At 52.9% G+C, this 19,603-nt stretch carries 22 protein-coding genes; 6 read left to right on the forward strand and 16 right to left on the reverse strand.

Annotation, left to right across the window (positions count from 1 at the left end; translation table 11 throughout):
* Positions 1-5 precede the first annotated feature (5 nt).
* From P1U47_RS09310 to moaA, 4 genes are read right to left on the reverse strand one after another with little or no spacing between them, the layout of a single operon-like run.
* Entirely contained in the window at positions 6-1,466 is a 1,461-nt protein-coding gene (locus P1U47_RS09310; protein WP_301028516.1) for a VWA domain-containing protein, read from the reverse strand.
* Positions 1,467-1,478: 12 nt separating this feature from the next.
* Positions 1,479-2,411, reverse strand: coding sequence for a MoxR family ATPase (locus P1U47_RS09315; protein ID WP_301028517.1), 933 nt, complete (start codon positions 2,409-2,411; stop codon positions 1,479-1,481).
* Between the two features lie 16 nt (positions 2,412-2,427).
* Complete coding sequence (locus P1U47_RS09320; protein ID WP_301028518.1) at positions 2,428-2,937, reverse strand: cupin domain-containing protein; 510 nt, start codon at positions 2,935-2,937, stop codon at positions 2,428-2,430.
* Between the two features lie 49 nt (positions 2,938-2,986).
* Positions 2,987-3,988, reverse strand: a complete 1,002-nt coding sequence (moaA, locus tag P1U47_RS09325; protein WP_301028519.1) for a GTP 3',8-cyclase MoaA — start codon at positions 3,986-3,988, stop codon at positions 2,987-2,989.
* A 99-nt stretch (positions 3,989-4,087) separates the two neighbouring features.
* Here moaA and P1U47_RS09330 point away from each other — a divergent pair, with 99 nt between their 5' ends.
* On the forward strand, positions 4,088-4,705 hold the full coding sequence (locus P1U47_RS09330; protein WP_301028520.1) for a hypothetical protein: 618 nt from the start codon (positions 4,088-4,090) through the stop codon (positions 4,703-4,705).
* Positions 4,706-4,889: 184 nt separating this feature from the next.
* On the forward strand, positions 4,890-5,228 hold the full coding sequence (locus P1U47_RS09335; protein ID WP_301028521.1) for a hypothetical protein: 339 nt from the start codon (positions 4,890-4,892) through the stop codon (positions 5,226-5,228).
* Here the strand turns inward: P1U47_RS09335 and murI are convergent.
* Positions 5,215-6,024, reverse strand: coding sequence for a glutamate racemase (gene murI / locus P1U47_RS09340; protein WP_301028522.1), 810 nt, complete (start codon positions 6,022-6,024; stop codon positions 5,215-5,217). The genes P1U47_RS09335 and murI overlap by 14 nt on opposite strands.
* A complete protein-coding gene (locus tag P1U47_RS09345; protein WP_301028523.1) occupies positions 6,021-6,500 on the reverse strand; it encodes a peroxiredoxin in 480 nt (159 codons plus the stop codon). The genes murI and P1U47_RS09345 overlap by 4 nt, the downstream gene beginning before the upstream one ends.
* 259 nt (positions 6,501-6,759) lie before the next feature.
* Between P1U47_RS09345 and P1U47_RS09350 the strand changes: the two genes are divergently transcribed.
* The 4 genes from P1U47_RS09350 to P1U47_RS09365 all read left to right on the forward strand — a co-directional run bounded on the left by P1U47_RS09350 (position 6,760) and on the right by P1U47_RS09365 (position 9,637).
* A complete protein-coding gene (locus tag P1U47_RS09350) occupies positions 6,760-7,524 on the forward strand; it encodes an adenosylcobinamide-GDP ribazoletransferase (protein WP_301028525.1) in 765 nt (254 codons plus the stop codon).
* A 137-nt stretch (positions 7,525-7,661) separates the two neighbouring features.
* A complete protein-coding gene (locus P1U47_RS09355; protein WP_301028527.1) occupies positions 7,662-8,231 on the forward strand; it encodes a glycine zipper 2TM domain-containing protein in 570 nt (189 codons plus the stop codon).
* A gap of 76 nt (positions 8,232-8,307) precedes the next feature.
* Entirely contained in the window at positions 8,308-8,706 is a 399-nt protein-coding gene (locus P1U47_RS09360; RefSeq protein ID WP_301028528.1) for a PA2779 family protein, read from the forward strand.
* A 25-nt stretch (positions 8,707-8,731) separates the two neighbouring features.
* The gene (locus P1U47_RS09365; RefSeq protein ID WP_301028529.1) at positions 8,732-9,637 is read left to right on the forward strand and encodes a PA2778 family cysteine peptidase; all 906 of its coding nucleotides are present in this window, start codon (positions 8,732-8,734) and stop codon (positions 9,635-9,637) included.
* An 8-nt stretch (positions 9,638-9,645) separates the two neighbouring features.
* Here the strand turns inward: P1U47_RS09365 and P1U47_RS09370 are convergent, their stop codons facing one another.
* The 10 genes from P1U47_RS09370 to P1U47_RS09415 all read right to left on the reverse strand — a co-directional run bounded on the left by P1U47_RS09370 (position 9,646) and on the right by P1U47_RS09415 (position 19,602).
* The gene (locus tag P1U47_RS09370) at positions 9,646-11,952 is read right to left on the reverse strand and encodes a Tex family protein (RefSeq protein ID WP_301028530.1); all 2,307 of its coding nucleotides are present in this window, start codon (positions 11,950-11,952) and stop codon (positions 9,646-9,648) included.
* A 193-nt stretch (positions 11,953-12,145) separates the two neighbouring features.
* Positions 12,146-12,787: a TetR/AcrR family transcriptional regulator gene (locus tag P1U47_RS09375; protein ID WP_301028531.1), complete on the reverse strand. Its 642-nt coding sequence runs from the start codon at positions 12,785-12,787 to the stop codon at positions 12,146-12,148.
* A 157-nt stretch (positions 12,788-12,944) separates the two neighbouring features.
* Positions 12,945-13,424, reverse strand: coding sequence for a phasin family protein (locus tag P1U47_RS09380; RefSeq protein WP_301028532.1), 480 nt, complete (start codon positions 13,422-13,424; stop codon positions 12,945-12,947).
* A gap of 182 nt (positions 13,425-13,606) precedes the next feature.
* Entirely contained in the window at positions 13,607-14,083 is a 477-nt protein-coding gene (locus P1U47_RS09385) for a hypothetical protein (RefSeq protein WP_301028533.1), read from the reverse strand.
* Positions 14,084-14,294: 211 nt separating this feature from the next.
* Entirely contained in the window at positions 14,295-15,488 is a 1,194-nt protein-coding gene (locus tag P1U47_RS09390) for an SAM-dependent methyltransferase (protein ID WP_301028534.1), read from the reverse strand.
* Between the two features lie 164 nt (positions 15,489-15,652).
* On the reverse strand, positions 15,653-17,305 hold the full coding sequence (locus tag P1U47_RS09395; protein ID WP_301028535.1) for a phosphoenolpyruvate carboxykinase: 1,653 nt from the start codon (positions 17,303-17,305) through the stop codon (positions 15,653-15,655).
* A gap of 82 nt (positions 17,306-17,387) precedes the next feature.
* Entirely contained in the window at positions 17,388-18,239 is an 852-nt protein-coding gene (hslO, locus tag P1U47_RS09400) for an Hsp33 family molecular chaperone HslO (RefSeq protein ID WP_301028536.1), read from the reverse strand.
* 84 nt (positions 18,240-18,323) lie between these two features.
* Positions 18,324-18,725 (reverse strand): S4 domain-containing protein, encoded by a 402-nt coding sequence (locus tag P1U47_RS09405; RefSeq protein ID WP_301028538.1) that lies wholly within the window; start codon positions 18,723-18,725, stop codon positions 18,324-18,326.
* A complete protein-coding gene (gene yrfG, locus P1U47_RS09410; protein WP_301028539.1) occupies positions 18,718-19,395 on the reverse strand; it encodes a GMP/IMP nucleotidase in 678 nt (225 codons plus the stop codon). Before yrfG ends, P1U47_RS09405 begins: the two co-directional genes overlap by 8 nt.
* A gap of 27 nt (positions 19,396-19,422) precedes the next feature.
* Positions 19,423-19,602 carry a hypothetical protein gene (locus tag P1U47_RS09415; RefSeq protein ID WP_301028541.1) on the reverse strand — a complete coding sequence of 60 codons (180 nt, stop codon included), beginning with the start codon at positions 19,600-19,602 and terminating at the stop codon, positions 19,423-19,425.
* Between the last annotated feature and the right edge of the window lies 1 nt (position 19,603).

The raw sequence follows: 19,603 nt of genomic DNA on the forward strand, positions 1-19,603 counted from the left end.
GCTCTTTAACGTAATAGACTTAATAGGCCGTCTAGTAATCGCTCTAGTTTGCGCAAGGAGCCGCATTCCGCAACATAGTGGGCGGCACTCTGGTAGCGGCGTATTTCGGAATCGCCGGTATTCCAGCTGTAGTGCGACTCTGGATTAAACCACAGCACGAGGCGGGCGCGGTGGTAGATGTCGCGCAGTGCGGCAATGCCGGTGTCGCCACCGTTGCCGCGGCCATCACCAAGGACTATGACGCAGCTGCGGCGGTTGAGTTTGTCGCTAATTTGCTCGCGAAAGCTATTCAGTGCCAAACCGTAGTCGCTGCCACCTAAACCGTGGCGCTGCTGGATAATCGCCAGCGCTTGGTCGGCGGGGTACTGGCGAAATAAATCTGTTACTTCAATGCTCTGGCCGCAAAATACAAAGCAGCGCGTGCTGGGTAATACATCGCTGAGCGCCTGCATAAACAGCAACAGCACACGGGACCAAGCGCTGACCGAGCCGCTAACATCACAGAGCACAAAAATTTCGCTTTTGTCTTTGCGAGTGGTTTTCCAGAAGCGATGAAAGGGAATGCCGCCGTAGGCAATATTGCGACGCAGGGTTTTACCCAAGTCGAGCTTGCCCTTGCGGGCGTGGCGATGGCGCTGGCGATGCCGAGCAGCAAGCTTTTTGGCGAGTTTGCGAATCAGCGGCGGCAGGCGTTCGCGGTGGTAAGACTCCATGGCCGACAGCGAGCTGTTCTGGAGAATATCGTCGCGAATCTCGCGGTTGGCGGCATCATTATTGAGTAGTAATTGCCGATTGATTGCCTCGATCACGAGGCCAATCTGAGCTTGGCGAATTTGTTCAAGCCAGTCAGCCTGCTCGTCGTTACCCGCATCGCGCAGTGCTTGAATGTCGATTTGGCGCTGCTTGTCGCCGAGGGCGTCGAGAATGCGGCGCCGAAAAATGCCGCGCTGGGTGCGGTACTGAATATCTTCTAGTTTGGCTTCAGCGGCGGCGCGCACTACCTCGGCGCGACGTTGGCTGCCCTGCCCGCCGCCACCGCCGCCCTTGCCTGGCATAGTCGCGCTGCTTTCACCTTGTGCGCCCGCCTCGCCTTGACCCTGACTGTTGGCGTCTCCCTCACCCTGCCCCGCGCCCTCATCGCTGGCCTCGGTTCCGCCTTGGCCGCTGCTAGACGTTTCATCGGCCAGGCCTTCATTTGGCGTGGCGCTGGGCTCGACATCTGAGTTTGGCGCTGCTGCTGGGTCGAGAGCCCTTTCTAAGTGGAAAAAGCGCTCAAAACACTGGGTAAAGGTGTCGTTGTCGTCCACGGTCTTGGCTAGGCAGCTGGCTAGGCCATCGCGCAGCAATACGGGGTCGTTGTAGCCTAGGGTCGCGGTGACTTGCATGGCGTCCAAGGTTTCGGCGGTCGACACCGGCAAACCGTGGTGGCGCAGGTGGCGGATGAATTGCAGCAGGATATTGTCCATAACAGCCTAAGCCTAGCGACCGTCGTCGGATTTTTTGATAAGGCTGTGCAATTCCGGCGTGATCATGGCGATATCTTCCTCGTATTTGAGCAATACATTGAGGGTGTCTTCGACCAATTGCTTAGACAGGCTGCTGCTGTGCAGCAACAGTAAACTGCGCGCCCAGTCGATGGTTTCACTGATCGCCGGCTGTTTCTTTAAATCGAAACTGCGCACGCTGTGCACAAAGTTGACCAGCTGGCGGCGCAGGGCCTCGGGCACCTCGGGTACCCTGCTCTGCACAATTTGGTTCTCGAGCTTGGCTTCTGGAAAGGGAATATACAGATGTAGGCAGCGCCGTTTGAGGGCGTCACTGAGGTCGCGGGTATTATTGCTGGTGAGAATAACCAGTGGTTTGTGGACTGCGCTCAAGGTGCCAATTTCCGGCAGAGTCACTTTAAAGTCGGCGAGAATTTCCAGCAGCAAGGACTCAAATTCGTAGTCCGCTTTGTCGATCTCGTCGATAAGTAATACCGCGCCGCTCTCGCTTTGCAGCGCTTTGAGCAGCGGGCGGGGTTCAAGAAAACGCTCTGAGTAAAAAATATCGTCAAAATTGTGCAGGCGTTCAACCGCTGAGCTGAGGCCTTCGGCGCCATCGAGAATTTCCTGTAATTGTTCCTTTAGCACCTGCACATACAGTAATTGCTTGCTGTATTTCCAGTCGTACAAGGCTTTGCTTTCGTCTAGGCCCTCGTAACATTGTAGGCGAAACATGGGCTTATTGAGCATGGCGGCGGTGGCATTGGCGAGTTCGGTTTTACCGACCCCCGGTGGCCCTTCAATGAGAATCGGGCGCTCTAATTGCTGGGCAATATACAGGGTGGTGGCAATTGCTGAGCTGGCGATATAGCCCTGCTTGGCCAGTTCGGCGATGAGTTGGTCGATATTATTGCGGGCGTCGCTCATGGCTGGGCTTCCGGTGTTATTGATTTTTGTCGTCGCGTATTGCGGATGAAATAAGGTGTGCCACGGCTGGCCAGTGCTCGGCGTAGTCGCGCTGGATTTGCGCGGCACTGGCCAATTCGTGATCGGCAAAGTCAAAGCCGGGGCAGACTGCTTCTGAGATAAGCCCGTAGTCGCAATTGGCCGAATGATGGTCTTTCAGTTCGGAGGCTTTCCAGTAGCCGCCCGGCACCAGCATTTGCAGTACTTCGCCTTTGCTAATATCGGGCCCCATGACTGGCTGACTTAACTCGCCTGTTGGCGAGATTAGCGTGTAGTGCAGCGCACTGCCGCCCTGCCAAAAATGCAGAATGTCCGAGCGATTACGATGTAAATGACCGCGGGGGCTGGCGGTGCTGAGCAAATAGTAAATTGCCGACATCGCGGCGCGGCCATTGAGCGCGTGCGGCGCAGTATAGCTGCGCCGAAAATAGCCACCTTCAAGGTGGGGCTCAAGACCGAGTTGGGCAATTACGGTGGCACTGTTCATGGCGACGCCGGCTGACGTGGACCCTGGCTAGGCGGCGATAGCTTGCGCATTAGCCGCCAGTGGTATTCATAAAGCGCACGATTTGGGGCTCGCCGTCGAGATCAAAGTGATGGCGCTCGGGCTTGAGGTCCATGGCCTTGATGAGTGCGGCTTGCAAAATGCCGTCGTCGCCGGGGTGGGCCTCGATAATTTCTTTGAGATTTAGCGAGTGTTCATTGCCTAGGCACAGCAGCAGGCGGCCTTCTACTGTTAGTCGTACCCGATTGCACAGATGGCAAAAATTGTGGCTGTGGGGCGAGATAAAGCCTATGCGGCTCTGGCTGTCGGCCATGCGGTGATAGCGCGAGGGCCCGCCGGTGGTCTCGGTGCTGGTGGTTAAGGGGTAGCGGGCGTGGATGATGTCGCGAATTTGCTCGCTGCTAATAAAACTTTTGGCGCGGTCGTGTTCACTAATTTGGCCCAGCGGCATTTCTTCGATAAAGCTGATATCAATATTTTTATGGCGGGCAAAATCGACCAAATCTAGGATTTCGTCGTCGTTCCTGCCCTTTAGAATAACGGCATTGAGTTTGATGCGCTGGAAGCCGACGGTAACGGCGGCATCGATACCCGCCAGCACTTTGCTGAGTTCGCCGAAGCGAGTCAGGGCCTTAAAGCGGTCGGGCTGGAGGCTGTCGATGCTGATATTCATGCCGGTCAGGCCGGCCGCTTTGAGGGGGGCGGCGTATTTGTCGAGCTGGGCACCGTTAGTGGTTAAGTGCAGCTGCTCAAGTTGTTCGAGCTTACCGAGGCGCTCAACAAGCGCCATAACATTGTTGCGGACCAGTGGTTCGCCGCCGGTGAGGCGTATTTTTTTAACGCCAAGTTGCACAAAGTTACTGGCAATATCGTATAGCTGCTCAAGGCTGAGAATTTGCTTGCGGGGCAAAAAAGTCATATCTTCCGCCATGCAATATACACAGCGGAAATCGCAGCGATCAGTGACCGAGAGCCGCAGGTAGTCGACACTGCGACCAAAGCGGTCTTGTAGTGGGGCGCTTGTGCTAGTCATGCTTCTGATATTATCACAGGTGGAGCCGTCAGGCTTTGTATGTATGGTGCTGAGAAGTGTTTAAATAGTATTAAAATTAGGTCAATTTAGGGGTGATACATGAAGGTTTTCAATATGTTGGCGGGGATTACACTCTGTGTTGCACTGCCTTTGCAGGCAGCTGAATCGGCAGCAAAAGCCCAAGAAACTAGCGTTGCAGACGCCTCTACTAGTGCGTCGGAGACTCAAACAGCGGTGATATACGATCGCCATGGGCGCCCTATTACGGCAGTGCAGGCCGGCAAGGCGCGCGCGGCTGAAGCGGCAGTGCGCAAAGCGGGTGTGGCGCCAGACTCTACTGAAGCGGCGATGATTCGCATTAGCATGGGCCAAGCGCCAGAAACTGCGTATGAACCCAACGATGGTATTTATGATGCTAAGGGCAACCCCATCGACAGCCGCCAAGCGGCCGAAGATTTGGCGGTGGTGGAAGTAATGCGCCGCGGTGGTATTGAACCTGGTTCTGAGCAAGATGCCATGATCCGCGCGGCTGCCGATGGCGAGGCCGAAACCCCAGAGGGCGAGCCCGTTGACGAGCAAACCATGGAAGATGTCGCCAAGGAAATTGCGGTGCAGCAAACAATTTTGGCTACAGGTGTTCAGCCTGGGTCGCCCAATGAATCGCTAATCCGTATGGGTGCGGATGTAATGATGGAAAAATACAAAAACTGGCGTTAAGTGCTGGCCGCCGCGCCTGTGGTGGCCAAAGCGCTCAATGACCGAAAATAAAATAGCCAAATAATATGTCGCCGTATTATTTGGCTATTTTATTTTCGGTGTTTCTATTTTGCGTGTTTGTTGGGGCTATGCCGTTGTGGAACTGGGGTATACTCTGGCGAAGAAATTTTTCTGGATCGACATAATGCGTTTTTTTGCGGCTATTTTTTTTGCGATGATGATCTGGGCGCCTATTGCTAAGGCCGCGTGTATTTTGCCGTTAATGCCGCAGGATTTAATTGATGGCGAAATTGCTGATTTTGAGGACATGAATGTGGCGAAACGTCGCGTTGAACGTTTTTTAGAAGACAGCCAGCGCTATTTGAAATGCTTGGATACCATGGATAAAACGGCACTGGGTACTGGCCGCGACAACGACGAGCGCCGCCGCAAGCGCATCGCTAATTACAATGCTGCAATGGAAAATATGAGTGAGGTTATTAGCACTTATAACGCCAATGTCGGTGATTTTAATCAGCGCTAATGTGAATATTTTTTTCTTGTAAATACCGTTTTAAATTTGCGCTCGGACGCTCATCGCCGAGTATGATCGCCGCGTGATTGCCAGCTTCTCCCCCTCCTGTTTCTAAACCCAGTTCCTCAATTAGGTAGGCGACGCGTCGCGCAATGGCCTGCCCCGAATCTACCCATTTTATATTTGGTAGCAAGGCGGCCAACTGCGGCTGCACCAACGGAAAGTGTGTGCAGGCCAAAATGACGGTGTCCATTGTGGCAAAGTCGCGGTGTTGGCTAAATTCGCGCTCAACATTTGCCAATACCGAATCTAGCGCTTGTTGATGCCAGATGAAATTTTCTACGGCCGGTGCTAGCTCGCGACTGCCAACGGCGATTACCGTGCAGTCTGCAGCAAAGTCTTGAATTAGTTGGGCGGTATAAGGGCGACTCACCGTGCCGGGGGTGGCCAGTAAGCCTATAACACCACTTTGGCTTAATGCCGCCGCCGGCTTGATGGCGGGCACCACGCCTACAATCGGAATTTGTATTTGGCTGCGCAGTGCCGGTAATACCGCCGTGCTGGCAGAGTTGCAGGCCATGACCAGTAAATCGACCTTGTGGGCGGCTAGAACTCGGCTTACCGTGGCGCAGATATGCGTAATTAACAGGGCTTCATCCCACTCGCCGTAGGGGAAACCGCCGTGATCCATAACATAGAGCAGGTCAATTGCCGGGAGCAGATCGTGTATTGCGGCGCCAATACTCAGTGAGCCGACGCCGGAATCGAAGATCAGCACACGGGGCGTGTGCTGGTTTGAACTCACAATAGAGCGAGGACTTTTTCTGCGGCGCTAACGTCGACACCGCCGGCGGGTTCAACGGCAATGTGACTAACCGTGCCGTTGTCGACAATCATGGCAAAACGTTTAGAGCGACTGCCCATGCCAAAACCGGTGGCATCCATTTCTAAGCCCAGCGCTTTGGTAAAGTCGCCGTTGCCATCGGCCAGCATCAATAATTCCTCGGCATTTTGTGCTTTGCCCCAAGCGTCCATCACAAAGGCGTCATTCACGGCCATGCACACAATGGTATCAACGCCAGCAGCTTTGATTTTGTCGGCATTAACCACATAGCCTGGTAGGTGGGTAAGTGAGCAGCCGGGGGTGAATGCACCTGGAACGGCAAATAAGACTACTTTTTTACCGGCAAAAATTTCTTCACTCGTAATGTCTTGGGGGCCTTTTTCGCCCATTACTTTCAGGTTTGCCGCGGGAATTCTATCGCCAGTCTGAATGCTCATAGTAGGACCTTAATATTATGTAATGAGTGTGATTTGCCAGTTTAGCAGAGCAATGGCTTGGGCGTAATCCACTTCAAAATCTAAAATGGACAATTCCCAGTTGGTAGCGCTGAAGGTGCTTGCCATGGTGCGATTTGCGAGCAGAGCGGCAATAAAAGCACAACAATATTGGCGGGCTTGTTACACTGCCCATCTTGAATGCTGAGCTGGGCTTCGTTCTGGCAGCGCTGTTTGTTTTGTCACAAAGTGGAGTTCGGTTTTGATTTCTCGCCAGCGATGTCGCTATGAATGGCAGGTCTTATTGTTGGCGGTAGGGTTTCTCACCCGCCTGCCGGTGCCCGCAGACCCCAGTTTTAGCGACAATAAGCTCAACGGCGCGTCGCGCTACTTTCCCTTGGTGGGGCTATTGGTTGGGGCGTTAGCGGCTGGGGTTTACGGCGCGGCCTTGGCGGTGTTCGCAAACAGCCTTATTGCTATTTTACTGTCGATGGTTGCGTCGATTCTGATTACCGGCTCCTTCCACGAAGACGGCTTTGCAGACAGCTGTGATGGCTTTGGCGGCGGCTTTCGCAGCGAAGATGTGCTGCGCATCATGAAAGATTCGCGCATTGGCACCTACGGCACTGTCGGCTTGATCTCGATTTTGGCTTTGAAAGCGGCGAGCTTGCATGCGATGCCGACAAACTCGGTGGTAATCGCTGGGCTGCTCTGGGGTCACGTATTTAGTCGCTGGGTGTCGACCTCGTATTTGTTGGATCTCAACTATGTGCGCGGTGAGGGCAAGTCTAAACCGCTGGCGACGACTATGCCGTTTAAGCATTGGCTGTACTCTGGCGCGCCACTGCTGCCGCTACTACTTGTAATCGATGTCTATTCTTTAATGGGGCTGATGGTTATGGCCGCCCTGTTTCGAATAGCATTTGCTTGGTATTTGCGTCGACGAATAGGCGGTTACACCGGTGATGCGCTCGGTGCTGCCCAGCAAGTGGTTGAAATATTAGTGTATTTTGCCATTTTGCTATGAAGTAAACCGAGCTAGTGCGGTTTAGCACTAATTCTCAAAGTGTGAATACTGCACAGTCTTAAACCACTCTTTGGTGGCACTCCTCACTGCAATTACAGTCATAATGTCACGAGACATTTATGACTGAGGACGCAGGCATGAACACAAATTTATTAGTGGGCGGTATATTTGGCGCGGTTGCGGTTACTGCCGCAGGCAGTTATGCGGGTTACACCACCCTGGTAGAGAATAAAAAGCCACAGTTTGCTGAGGTTATCGAGAGCCAGCCGATTACCGAAACCTATTACACCGACCGTCAAGAGTGTTACGACGAAGTTGTGCAGCATCAGGCTGAAGTGAAAGATGGCAACCAAGTCACTGGTACGGTCATTGGTGCGGTATTAGGTGCGGTTATTGGTAAGCAAGTTGGCGGCGGCAATGGCAAAAAGCTAGCGACGGTTGCTGGCGCCGCGGCGGGTGGTTACGCGGGCAATAAAGTGCAGAAAAATATGCAGCAAAAAGACGTGTACACCACGACAGAGCAGCGCTGCAATACCGTGCAAGACCCACATCAGAAAATTACCGGCTATAGTGTTACCTACCAGTTAGACGGCAAAACTGAAACGATAGTCATGGATCACAAACCGGAGTCGACAATTCCTGTAGAGAATGGCCAGTTGGTGTTGAGCGCGCCAGCGAGCGAAAAATCGGAAACAACGCAGTTATAAACAACGCTTTACCACGGCTGTATCGGAATCGAATGCGATGAGATATGACGATAATTTGCAAAATGGAGTGAGCTGTATGACAACGAAATTAGCGAAGCGTAGCACGGCCGTAGTAATGAGCGGTTTTATGATTTGGACGGGCTTATTAGCCAGCACCGCCTCTGCGGCGGTGATTAGCACCGATAACATGGTGGCAGAGTATTCTGTTAAATCTGATCGCGCTGAAATGAAAGCGGCGCTGGCCAGTAAAGATGTGAGCGCGCGCTTGCTAGAGTTGGGCGTGTCACCGGCAGATGTCGAGGCGCGTATTGATTCATTAAGCCCCACCGAGTTAGCCATGTTGCACGACCGCATGGACGAAATGCCTGCGGGTTCCGGCGCGGTTGGCCTGTTAGCGCTGTTGGTATTAATCTTCTTTATTACTGACGTGCTGGGTATTACCGATATCTTCCCCTTTGTTAATGCGGCGAAGTAATACCCTTCTTCTTCTGTGCCTGCTATTGCAGGCCTGTTCTGGTTTACCGCTAAAGGAATACGCCGAGACCCTTGGGACTCGGCGTCAGTTAGACGTGCCGTTTATTGCCCAACAGCAATTTTATTGTGGCCCTGCAGCCTTGGCTGAAGTTGCTCAGTATCGCGGTATTGATGCTGATCAGAACGCTTTGGCTAAGCAGCTTTTTATTCCCGATAAAAAAGGTTCGCTGGCGGTAGAGATGCAGGCGGCGAGCCGTCGGCTGGGATTACTGCCCTACCCCTTAGCCAAAGATCTTTATGCGCTACTTAAAGAGATTGATGCTGGCAATCCGGTGTTGGTCTTTCAAAATTTGACCTTTTCTTGGTTGCCTCAGTGGCACTATGCGCTAGCCCTTGGCTACGATTTAGATAGCGAAGAGCTGATTTTGCACTCGGGTAGCCACGCCTATTACCGGCTGCCCTTTTCGACCTTTATGGCAACATGGTCGCGGACTAACAACTGGGCGCGAGTGATGGTCGATAGCAGTCGCCTGCCAGTAACCGCTGAGCCTGTCGAGACAATCAGCAGCGCGTATGCATTTGAGCAAACTGGTCACCCTGAACTTGCGGCGGGCTTTTATGCCTTGGCCGCGGAGCGCTGGCCAGATTCTCAGCCGGTACTCACTGCGCAGGCGAATTTAGCTCTGTCTCAGGGGGAGCATCAGCGCGCTATTGTGTTATTTGAACGTTTATTGGCACTAACAGAAGACGATCCGGCGCTGTGGAATAACTACGCCTACGCACTGCTGGCCGGTGGTTGCAAGGCGCAGGCGCTCAGGGCGATTAGTCGTGCTGAATCGCTGGCGCCAGATGACGAGCAGTATCGTGATAGCGCCAGTGACATCCGCGCCGCCGAAGCGGCTGCGGAACAGTGTGAATTGCAAAGCCAGTAACCGTGGGGTTAGCGCTTCTTTTGCTTAGCCTGCGCAAATAGCGCGGCCATGGTGGTGTTCTCCGCTTTTTGGGGCTGCTTGGGCATGGCCGCTGGCTTGTTGCGCGCGCCGCGCCGTTCGCCGCTGCTATTGGCCGCTTGCACCTCGCTGGCCTTGTCTTCTAAACGCATAGACAGCGCGATCCGCTTGCGCTGCGCGTCGACTTCCATAACCTTCACTTTGACAATATCACCCGCTTTAACGACGCTGTGAGGGTCTTTCACAAACTGATTGGCAAGCGCCGAGATATGCACCAAACCGTCTTGGTGCACGCCAATATCGACAAAGGCGCCAAAGTTAGTGACATTGGTGACGACCCCTTCCAGGATCATGTCCGGTTCAAGATCCGAAATTTTCTCGATGCCGTCTTTAAACGTCGCGGTTTTGAAATCGGGTCGGGGGTCGCGGCCGGGCTTGTCTAGCTCGGCGAAAATATCGGTAACGGTGGGAATACCAAAGCGTTCATCGGCGTATTCAGCCGGCTTTAGGGTTTTTAAGAAACTGCTGTCGCCCAGTACGTTTTTGACTTCGCGCCCGCAGCGGTTAACGATTTTTTCCACCACGCTATAAGACTCAGGGTGTACCGCCGAGGCATCCAGCGGATTGTCGCCGCCCACAACCCGTAAAAAGCCTGCCGCTTGCTCAAAAGTTTTGGCGCCAAAGCGGTTAACTTCTTTTAATTGCTCGCGGCTTTTAAAGGCGCCGTTGCGGTCGCGATATTCAACAATATTGGCCGAGATGCTTTGGTTTAAGCCCGATACGCGGGCCAGCAGTGCCGGTGAGGCGGTGTTTACATCCACACCTACCGCGTTTACACAGTCTTCGACCACCGTCTCTAGGGTGCGCGATAGCGCAGTTTGCGATACATCGTGTTGGTACTGACCAACACCGATCGATTTGGGGTCGATCTTAACTAATTCGGCCAGCGGGTCCTGCAGGCGACGGGCAATGGAAATGGCGCCGCGAATGGTGACGTCGAGATCGGGGAATTCCTTGGCCGCGTATTCTGATGCCGAGTAAATCGAGGCGCCAGACTCGTTTACCATCACGCTGGTGCAGCCCAGCTCGGGGCGCGCGGTGAGCACGTCTTTCACAAAGCGCTCGGTTTCGCGGCTGGCAGTGCCGTTGCCAATGGCGATAAGCTGTACGCCGTGCTTTTTGATTAGTGCCAATAGCACTGCGGCGGATTCGGCAATCTTGTTCTGTGGCGGCGTGGGGAAAATAGCGCAGTGGTCGACCACTTTGCCTGTGGCGTCGATAACCGCCACTTTTACACCGGTGCGCATGCCGGGGTCTAGGCCGATGGTGGCGCGCTGTCCGGCTGGTGCAGCCAAGAGCAAGTCTTTAAGATTGTGAGCAAATACGTCAATTGCAGCGGTGTCGGCTAGTTCGCGCAACTGCCCTAGTAAATCGGTTTCGAGGTGGGTGTAGAGCTTAATGCGCCAGGTCCAGCGAATCACTTCTTTTAACCAAGTATCGGCAGGGCGCCCTTCGTCCTTCACTTTCCAAAATTCGGCGACCATGCCCTCGCAGGGATGAGTCGTGCCCTCTTCTTCACTAAATTTAATGGCGAGACTGAGAATGCTCTCGTTGCGGCCGCGAAACATCGCTAAGGCGCGGTGTGAGGGCGTGGTTTTAAGCGGCTCGCTATGGGCGAAGTAATCTCTAAACTTCTCGCCTTCTTGCTCCTTGCCGGTCATGACGGTGCTGCACAGCAGGCACTCATTCCACAGAAAACTGCGCAGTTTGGCGAGTAAGTTGGCGTCTTCGCTAAGGCGTTCCATCAAAATGTATTTGGCGCCGTCGAGCGCGCCTTTAACATCATTGATACCCAGCTCTGGGTTTAAATAATTCAGCGCCAAGCTGGCGGGCTCTTGATTTGGATCGTCAAACAGGGTGTTAGCCAGCGGTTCTAAGCCGGCTTCAATGGCGATTTGGCCTTTGGTGCGACGCTTGGGCTTATAGGGCAGGTATAAGTCTTCTAGGCGGTTCTTGGTGTCGGCGGCGCGAATATCGCGCTCTAGCTCGGGGCTGAGTTTGTCTTGCTCGCGAATGCTGCTGAGAATGGTCTCGCGCCGATCTTCCAGCTCCCGCAAATAGCCTAGCCGCGACTCTAGATCACGCATTTGGGTGTCGTCTAGGCCGCCAGTTACTTCTTTACGGTAGCGGGAGATAAACGGAACAGTGGCGCCCTCGTCTAATAAGGCAACGGCAGCGCTAACCTGCGCTTCTTTAACACCAAGTTCCTGAGCGATACGGCTGGAGATGGAATTCATATTATCGGCTTATCTAATACTGGAAGCCGGACATTATGCAAAAACTATGGCGCGGGTGCGAGGCTTGACAACAAGGTTTTTTAGACGCGCGGGAGACGCTTGATGGGAGATGGAAGACGCAAAGCTAATTCAGGGCTTTGGTTTGACTTATTAGCGTCTCCCATCTCCCGTCAAGCATTCTGCCGTGAGCACACTAGCCCTCACTTTGCGCTAAAGCCTCAAACAAGGCGCAGCACTCGTCGTAAAAGTAACGGTATTCTGGGCGCAGATGCTGGGTGATCAGCGACATAATTTGGAATACACCTTGGTGAATCATCATTTCATTACTGGTGTGACGCTCGCGCAGTTGGTTGTAATTCAACCAAAAGGTTAGCGACATGGCGATGTTGTCGCAGAGCCGAGTAAGTTGAGCGTCGTCGAGGTCGAGAAAGTTTTGACTGCGTAATTCTAGGGCAACCGCGCGGGCCGCTTGTACTTTTAGTTCGAGCAGTTTCGAAAACTTTTTAGCGATTTGTGGGTAGCGTTGCAGAATGTCGTTGAGATTGCGGTAGAGGTAGCGGTGGTTAAATATGTGTTCAAAAACGATGTATAAATAAAACCACGCGTCTTGGGCGCCGAGGGTTTTTTCGAGTGGCGCGCTGAGAATATCAACAAGTTCTAGTTCAAAGGCAGCGTAAAGCTCGGGGATGATTTCGTCTTTGCCATGGAAGTGGTAGTAAAGATTGCCGGGGCTAATGTTTAGCTCGTTGGCAATGTCTACCGCAGTGACATTCGGTTCGCCGTCGGTATTAAACAGCGTGAGGCTACGCAATAAAATTTTGTCGCGGGTTTTCATCCGAGATAACAGACTCCTGTGAGCGAGGCCACAAGGTGCCACGAACCTTGCGTGAATGTCCAGCAGTGTCAGCGTGTTAAGCGGTTTATAAAAGGTTAGCGGTGAGATGTATTTTTTTCCGAGGAGGGCGAGTCGCTCGCCCTCCTCGGGAAATATTTTATTCGGCTTTGGTAGCCGCTTTTTTAACGGGTGCTTTGCGCGGGGCTTTCGCTTTGGCTGGCGCCTTTGGTGCCGTTTCAACAGCGGGCTTGGCCGCCTTGCTAAGGCTGTCTACTTTCTTGCTAAGCGCATCTAGTTTCTTCTCTAAACGGCTTAGGTCGTCGGCGCTGGCAGTGTGACCAAAACCAAGGCTGGCGCGCATTTTACTGATGCGCTCTTCAATGGAGATGGTTTTGCCAATGTTAGTGGCTTCGCCAAGTTTGGCGCGGGCCTGAGTTTCCAAGCGGTTGCCCTTGTCCACTAACTCGGTGAACAGCTTTGGGGTTTCCTTGCTGGCTTTTTCAAGTGCTTCGTGGGCTTCGTCGTAGGCGCGGCCGTAGGCGCCAAGTCCGGCGAGCCAAATGTTTTTAGCTACTTCGCCAGCGTGGTTGGTGGCGTCTTTTAGGTCTTGCAGGCTTTTTTTACTGTCTTTGCTCATGGTGTTCTCCATTGCAAAATAAAATGGCTGAATCTACTGCATAGGTAAGGATACCCTACAAATGCGAATTTTTAATCTGAGCTCAGTTATGAAAAAAGCACGATGGCCATACGGCGCATCGTGCAAAAGCATAGGTGAGATACAGACCTAGGATTTGACACCCTAAAACGGGTGTCGAATGCTTACGACGCGGTGGCTTCTGCTACAACTTCTGTTACTTCAGCCGTGCCGCGAGAAACTTTAGATTTCACTTTGTCAAAGCCTTCGCGAAGAGTTTTTAGCTGGCCTTCAACGGCGGCATTACTTTCGCTTTTCAGCTCTTCAAACTTGGCTAGCGCCTGAGCTTTGCTGTCTTTGAATTTAGCAATGGCGGTAGATTTGCTACCTTCAATTTTGCTAGTTAGCTGCGTTTTGCTAGTTTCGAATTTAGAAACTACGTCGCCTTGTACTTTTTCGCCGCGAACAACCAAGCTGTCGAAAAATTCGTTGCGCTTGCTGTAAGCGTCTTTGCATTTACTTTCGGTTTCTTTAAGCTTGGCTTCAGTCTGCTTAAACAGGTCTTGGCTCTGTTCAAATACTTTGCCTGCCAGACCTAGGTTGGCTAAAAAGATTTCTTTTGCCAGCGCGTTGGCTTTTTCAATTTTGCTTACTTCGGTCATGATGACGTCCTCATTGGGAAAGAATATTTGGGCTACTTGAGCCTAATTTGGCGAGAACTGCATTGGCTCGCTGACTTGTGGCCAGAATACGGTGTTTAATTAGAAAGCACATACTAAACTGCGCTAAGCCATTATTTTCGTGCAGTTAAACTTCTTATTAGCTTATTCCTTCAATTGGTCAGCGGCTCGGCTGCGTTGATATTCTTAGGCCTTAGGCGCTCTCTTGCAGTAGGCGTTCTAGGCAGTGTTCTTGAATGCCGTAAAAAGCTTTAATGCCCGCGATCTGTTGCAATACTTCGCTGTTGTCTTGGGGCTGGCGCCGCTTTTGGGCGAGGATCATTTTATTTTTACTGGTGTGCTCCAGTGAGATAAATTCGAATACTTTAGTGTCGTAGCCGTGCGCTTCCAATAATAGCGCGCGCAGGCCATCGGTGAGCATTTCGGCCTCTTGGCCAAGGTGAATACCGTGTTGTAGCAATGGTGCTAACAAGGCGGGGCTTTTTAGCTGGGGACGAATTTGTTTGTGGCAACACGGCGAGCACATAATAATGTTGGCGCCGCTGCGAATGCCCATGTGAATGGCGTGGTCGGTGGCGGTGTCGCAGGCGTGCAGGGCAATCATGACGTTAATGTGCTGGGCGGCAAAATGCTGAACGTCGCCCTGTTCAAATTTAATGCCTTCCAAGGCTAAATTTGCCGCGGTTTTATTGCAGAGGTCGACGAGTTCTTGGCGCAATTCAACGCCGGTGACTTGGGCGGGGATATGCAGTTGGTCGTGAAGATAGTCGTGCAGGGCAAACGTTAGGTAGGCTTTACCCGAGCCAAAGTCGGCTATATGCAGTTCTTTTTGGGTGGCCAGTCCCGTTGTGTTTATCGCGCCAGCGAGCACTTCGATGAAGCGGTTTATCTGCTTCCATTTGCGTGACATCGCGGGAATGATTTGGGCTCGCTGATCGGTAATGCCAAGCGCTTGAAGATACGGGCGGCTCTGCTCTACAAAGCGATTTTTTTCGCGATTGTGTTGCTGAGTCTCGGTTTGGTTGTTGGTCTTGTTGCGGTGTTTATTGAGCAGTGCTTTGCCTTTTTTATTGAAGCGCAGTTGAATTTCCCATTCTGTGCTAATCAAGTGGGCGTTGTTGAAATCGTTGCCCAGCCAGCGGTGCAGCAGCCGCACGGCGTCTTCTATGCTCATGTTCTTGGTGACATGACGACTGCGGTATTCATAGAGGAATGACAGTAACGCGGTACTTTTTAGGTTTATTGGGCGAACGCTAATACGAGTAAGTTCGGGTTCATCACCCTGATACTTAGACAGTATTAAACGCTGCAATTGGCCATTTTGAAAAGCGTGTTGGCAGTCGCTGATAAAAATCGCGGTATGTTCTGCGGAGGAATCTGTTGTCATTAGCCGTGTCCAGTAAAAAGCCGAGCTAATTAGAAGGGCTGAGCCCTTGCAGGCAGGGGAGTGGTAAGTGTGTGCCGGATTAGGGTGTCAGGCAAGTTTGGCGGCATATTTAACGGCACAAAAAAGGGCAGCTAAGCTGCCCTTTTTTGTTACTCAGCCCGAATTTACGCTTTAGGGCCTGCAGCAATAATCGCCTCAGAAACGTCAAATTTCTTGATGTTTTCTTGGAATAGGCGAGCAAGCTTAGTTGCTTCAGCGTCGTAGGCTGCAGTGTCGCCCCACGCTTTGCGCGGGTTGATGTATTTGTCATCAACACCTGGAATCGCTTTGGGGATAGTCAGGTTCAGCGCTTCGAGCTGCTCAGTTTCGGCGCCAATTAGAGTGCCGTTCTGGGCGGCAGCAACGACTGCGCGGGTAACTGGGATTGGGAAACGTGAGCCAGTGCCGCCAGCGGCGCCTGAACCACCGGTCCAGCCGGTGTTGATCAGGTAAACCTGTGAGTCGAAGTCGTCGATACGTTTCATCAGCAGCTCGGCGTAGTCGCCAGCCGGACGAGGCATAAAGGGCGCGCCAAAGCAGGTGGAGAACGTGGGGTGGATACCCGCTTCTGCGCCCAGTTCAGTGGAGCCAACCCGTGCGGTGTAGCCGCTCAGGAAGTGAAATGCCGCCGCTTCTTTAGACAGAATTGAAATTGGCGGAATCACGCCAGATACGTCGCAGGTCAGGAAGATAACGGTTTTGGGTTCGCCTGCAGCGTTCTCAATAACACGTTTCTCTACGTTTTCCAGCGGGTAGCAGCAGCGGCCATTTTCAGTGAGGCTGGTGTCGTCGTAATCGGCGTGGCGAGTGTGGTCGTCAATAACCACGTTCTCAACAATGGCGCCAAAGCGAATCGCGTCCCAAATAATGGGTTCGTTTTTCTGGCTTAGGTTGATGGTCTTGGCGTAGCAGCCGCCTTCAATATTAAATACCGAGCCTTTTGCCCAGCCGTGTTCGTCGTCACCGATCAAGTAGCAGCTTGGGTCGGCAGACAGGGTGGTCTTACCGGTGCCAGACAGACCGAAAAATAGGGTGGTTTGGCCAGACTCGTCGACGTTGGCCGAGCAGTGCATAGGCATAACGTCTTTTTCGGGGAGCAGGAAGTTCTGCACAGAGAACATCGCTTTCTTCATCTCACCAGCGTAGCGCATGCCTGCCAGCAGTACTTTGCGCTGGGCAAAATTGATGATGACACAGCCGTCTGAGTTAGTGCCATCGCGCTCAGGCTCGCAAACAAAACCCGCGCAGTTGATGATGGTCCACTCTTCTTTGCCCTTAGGATTGTATTTGGCGGGGCGCACAAACATATTGCGGCCGAACAATCCCTGCCATGCAGTTTGGGTGTTTACTACCACGGGGATGTAGTGATCTTCGTGGGCGCCAACGTGGAGTGAGGAGACAAAGCTGTCGTGGTCGGCTAGGTAGTCTTCAACTCGGTTCCACAGGGCGTCGAATTTAGCGGCGTCGAAGGGACGGTTTACGCTGGTCCAGTCGATGGCGTCAGAGGTAGAGGGCTCTTGAACGATATAGCGGTCGCCAGGTGAACGGCCAGTGCGCTTGCCGGTGGTGACTACCAGCGCGCCGCTGTCGGCGAGACGGCCTTCGCCGCGACTCAGGGCTTGCTCAATTAGTTGAGCGGGGGTCAAATCTGTGTAAATCGTCGTTTCAGCACTCATTCTCTGTTTTCCTGTCGCGTAATCCTGAGAGCAGCCTTGGGTGTTGCTGTGGGGTGGGCAAGAAAGAGAACCCCCAAAGTGGCTGGTAATTTGGGGCGCCATTATTACAAAAAACCTGAAGCAGCGCTAATCTTTGCGGGCATAAATCTCGGTTTGAGAAGTGTGCCCAAATATGGTGCTTAATTTAATGACGGGTAATGTCGCTGCCTTGCTCAAAAAGGGCGTCGACATCGCTGGGGCTAAATTGGTAGAGGCGGTTGCAAAACTCGCAATTGGTCTCAATTTGGCCCTGCTCCAGAAGGATGTCGTCGAGCTCTTCGCGGCCGATAGATATTAGGGCTTGGGCGACGCGTTCGCGGCTGCAGCGACAGCGGGCGACCATTGGCTTGCTGTCAAATAAGCGAACGGCGTCTTGGTGGTAGAGCCGATAGAGCAGCGTTTCGACATCTAAATTGAGCAATTCGTCATTTTTGATGGTGTGGGCAATGGTGCTCAGGTGTTCCCAGCGGTCTAGGTCGGGTTTGATACTGGGCAATTGTTGCAATAGCAAGCCGCTGGCGTGTTGGCCGTCGGCGCACAGCCAAACGCGGGTGGCGAGCTGCTCGCTGCGCTGAAAATAGGCTTCTAGGCAGTGGGCGAGGCTATTGCCATCTAAGCTGACAATACCTTGGTAGGGTTTGCCGTTGTCTGGGGCGATGGTCATGGCCAGTTGCCCATTGCCGATCAGGGCTTTGAAGTCGGTGCTCATGGCTTCGTTGGCATCGCGAGCAATGGCGCGGAGCTCTTGCTTGGAGTTGGCTTCGGCCATAATCAATGGGATTTCGCCGTCGCCGCGCACTTGCAGTATCAGCGCACCTTCAAATTTAATAGTGGCGCTCAGTAAACTCGCGGCGGCGAGGAATTCGCCCAGCAAATTGGCGACGCCTGGGGGGTAGTGATGAATACTAAGAATGTCTTGGTAGCTTTTTTCTAAGCGAATATGCTCGCCACGAACATCGCTGTTGTCAAAAATAAAGCGGCTGATGGTATCGCTCATGGCGGGTCTGGTGTCCGTGATCAAAGAAGCGGCCAATTATAGCGTTTAGGCAGGGCTGGGTCTTGTTTGACTTGCGGCTAATATTTACTCGTCGTTTAGGTTTTTAAAGCGATGGATTTGACGGCGTTGCTTTTTATTGGGTCGCTCGGGGTGTAATAGGCCGGCCGCCGCGCCGAGTATTTTGCGGTCGGCGGCGATTTGTTCGCGGGCGCGAATACTGTCTTCGGTCTCGCGGTAGAGTAGTGCCGCCTCTGGTGCGCCGCGGCGCTGGCCGGATAGCGCGATTACATCCACTACTTTGCTGTCCCAGCCCGAGCGAATCGTGAGCGTTGCGCCAACTTGCACTTCTTTACTCACTTTGCAGCGCTCGCCGTTGTAGTGAACCTTGCCGCCTTCTACGGCCTGTTTGGCAAGGCTGCGAGTTTTGTAAAAGCGCGCTGCCCACAGCCATTTGTCGAGGCGAATACCCGCTGGGTTATCAGTCATTGGCCGTACTCCGCTTGGGAATGGGGAGTATTTCAGAAAAGTGGTGAATAGCGGGGTAGCTCAACTGCTCGCGGCTGGGTTGTTTGCTGTCCGGCTGGCGCAGGGTAAGTAGATGGCGAATACCAAATGCCGCGGCGGAATCGAGCACGCTGGCGGTGTCGTCAACCAGCAGCGTGCGCTCTGGATTAAAGTCCCAGTGCTGTTGTAGCCGATGCCAAAACTCGGGGTCTTCTTTGGGTTTGGCCAGCTCATGGGAGGTGATCATTTTGTGCATCCAGCGGGCTAGGTCGGTGTGCTCTAATTTTAGATTTAAGCTGCCGCGGTGGGCGTTGGTGACCAGCCAGGTTTCGCAGTGACTCGCGTCTAGGGCGTTTAAAAAATCCGCAGTGCTGGGGTGGGGAGCAATTAAGTGAGCTACTTCGCGCTTAAGGGCGACGATATCCACCTTAAGCTGATCTGACCAGTAGTCTAAGCAGTACCAATTGAGCGAGCCGCGCTCGGCCATAATGCGCTGTATTAAGTCTTGTGCTACTTGCTCTGGTTCGCCACCGTGAATTTCAGCGTAGCGCTTGGGGAGATGTTGCGACCAGAAAAAATTGTCGTAGTGTAAGTCGAGTAAAGTGCCGTCCATGTCGAGAAGAACGGTGTCAATTTCCTGCCAATTTATCATAGAGTACCGGTGTTGAACGCACCGGCTTTAATTTGCTAAGCGAGTGCTATTGAGTTTGCCGTTGACTGCATCGCGCATGTCGATTACTTCGGCGTAATTAACATTCAGCCACCACTCGGCGCGGTTATTGCCGTAGGGGTTAATCGTGCGCGCACCACGGCGAATTTCTTGGGAAAAAGTGCTATCTGATTTATTTGTTGTGGCCATT

The organism is Zhongshania sp. (genome assembly GCF_029212375.1).
Classification (GTDB): Bacteria; Pseudomonadota; Gammaproteobacteria; order Pseudomonadales; family Spongiibacteraceae; genus Spongiibacter.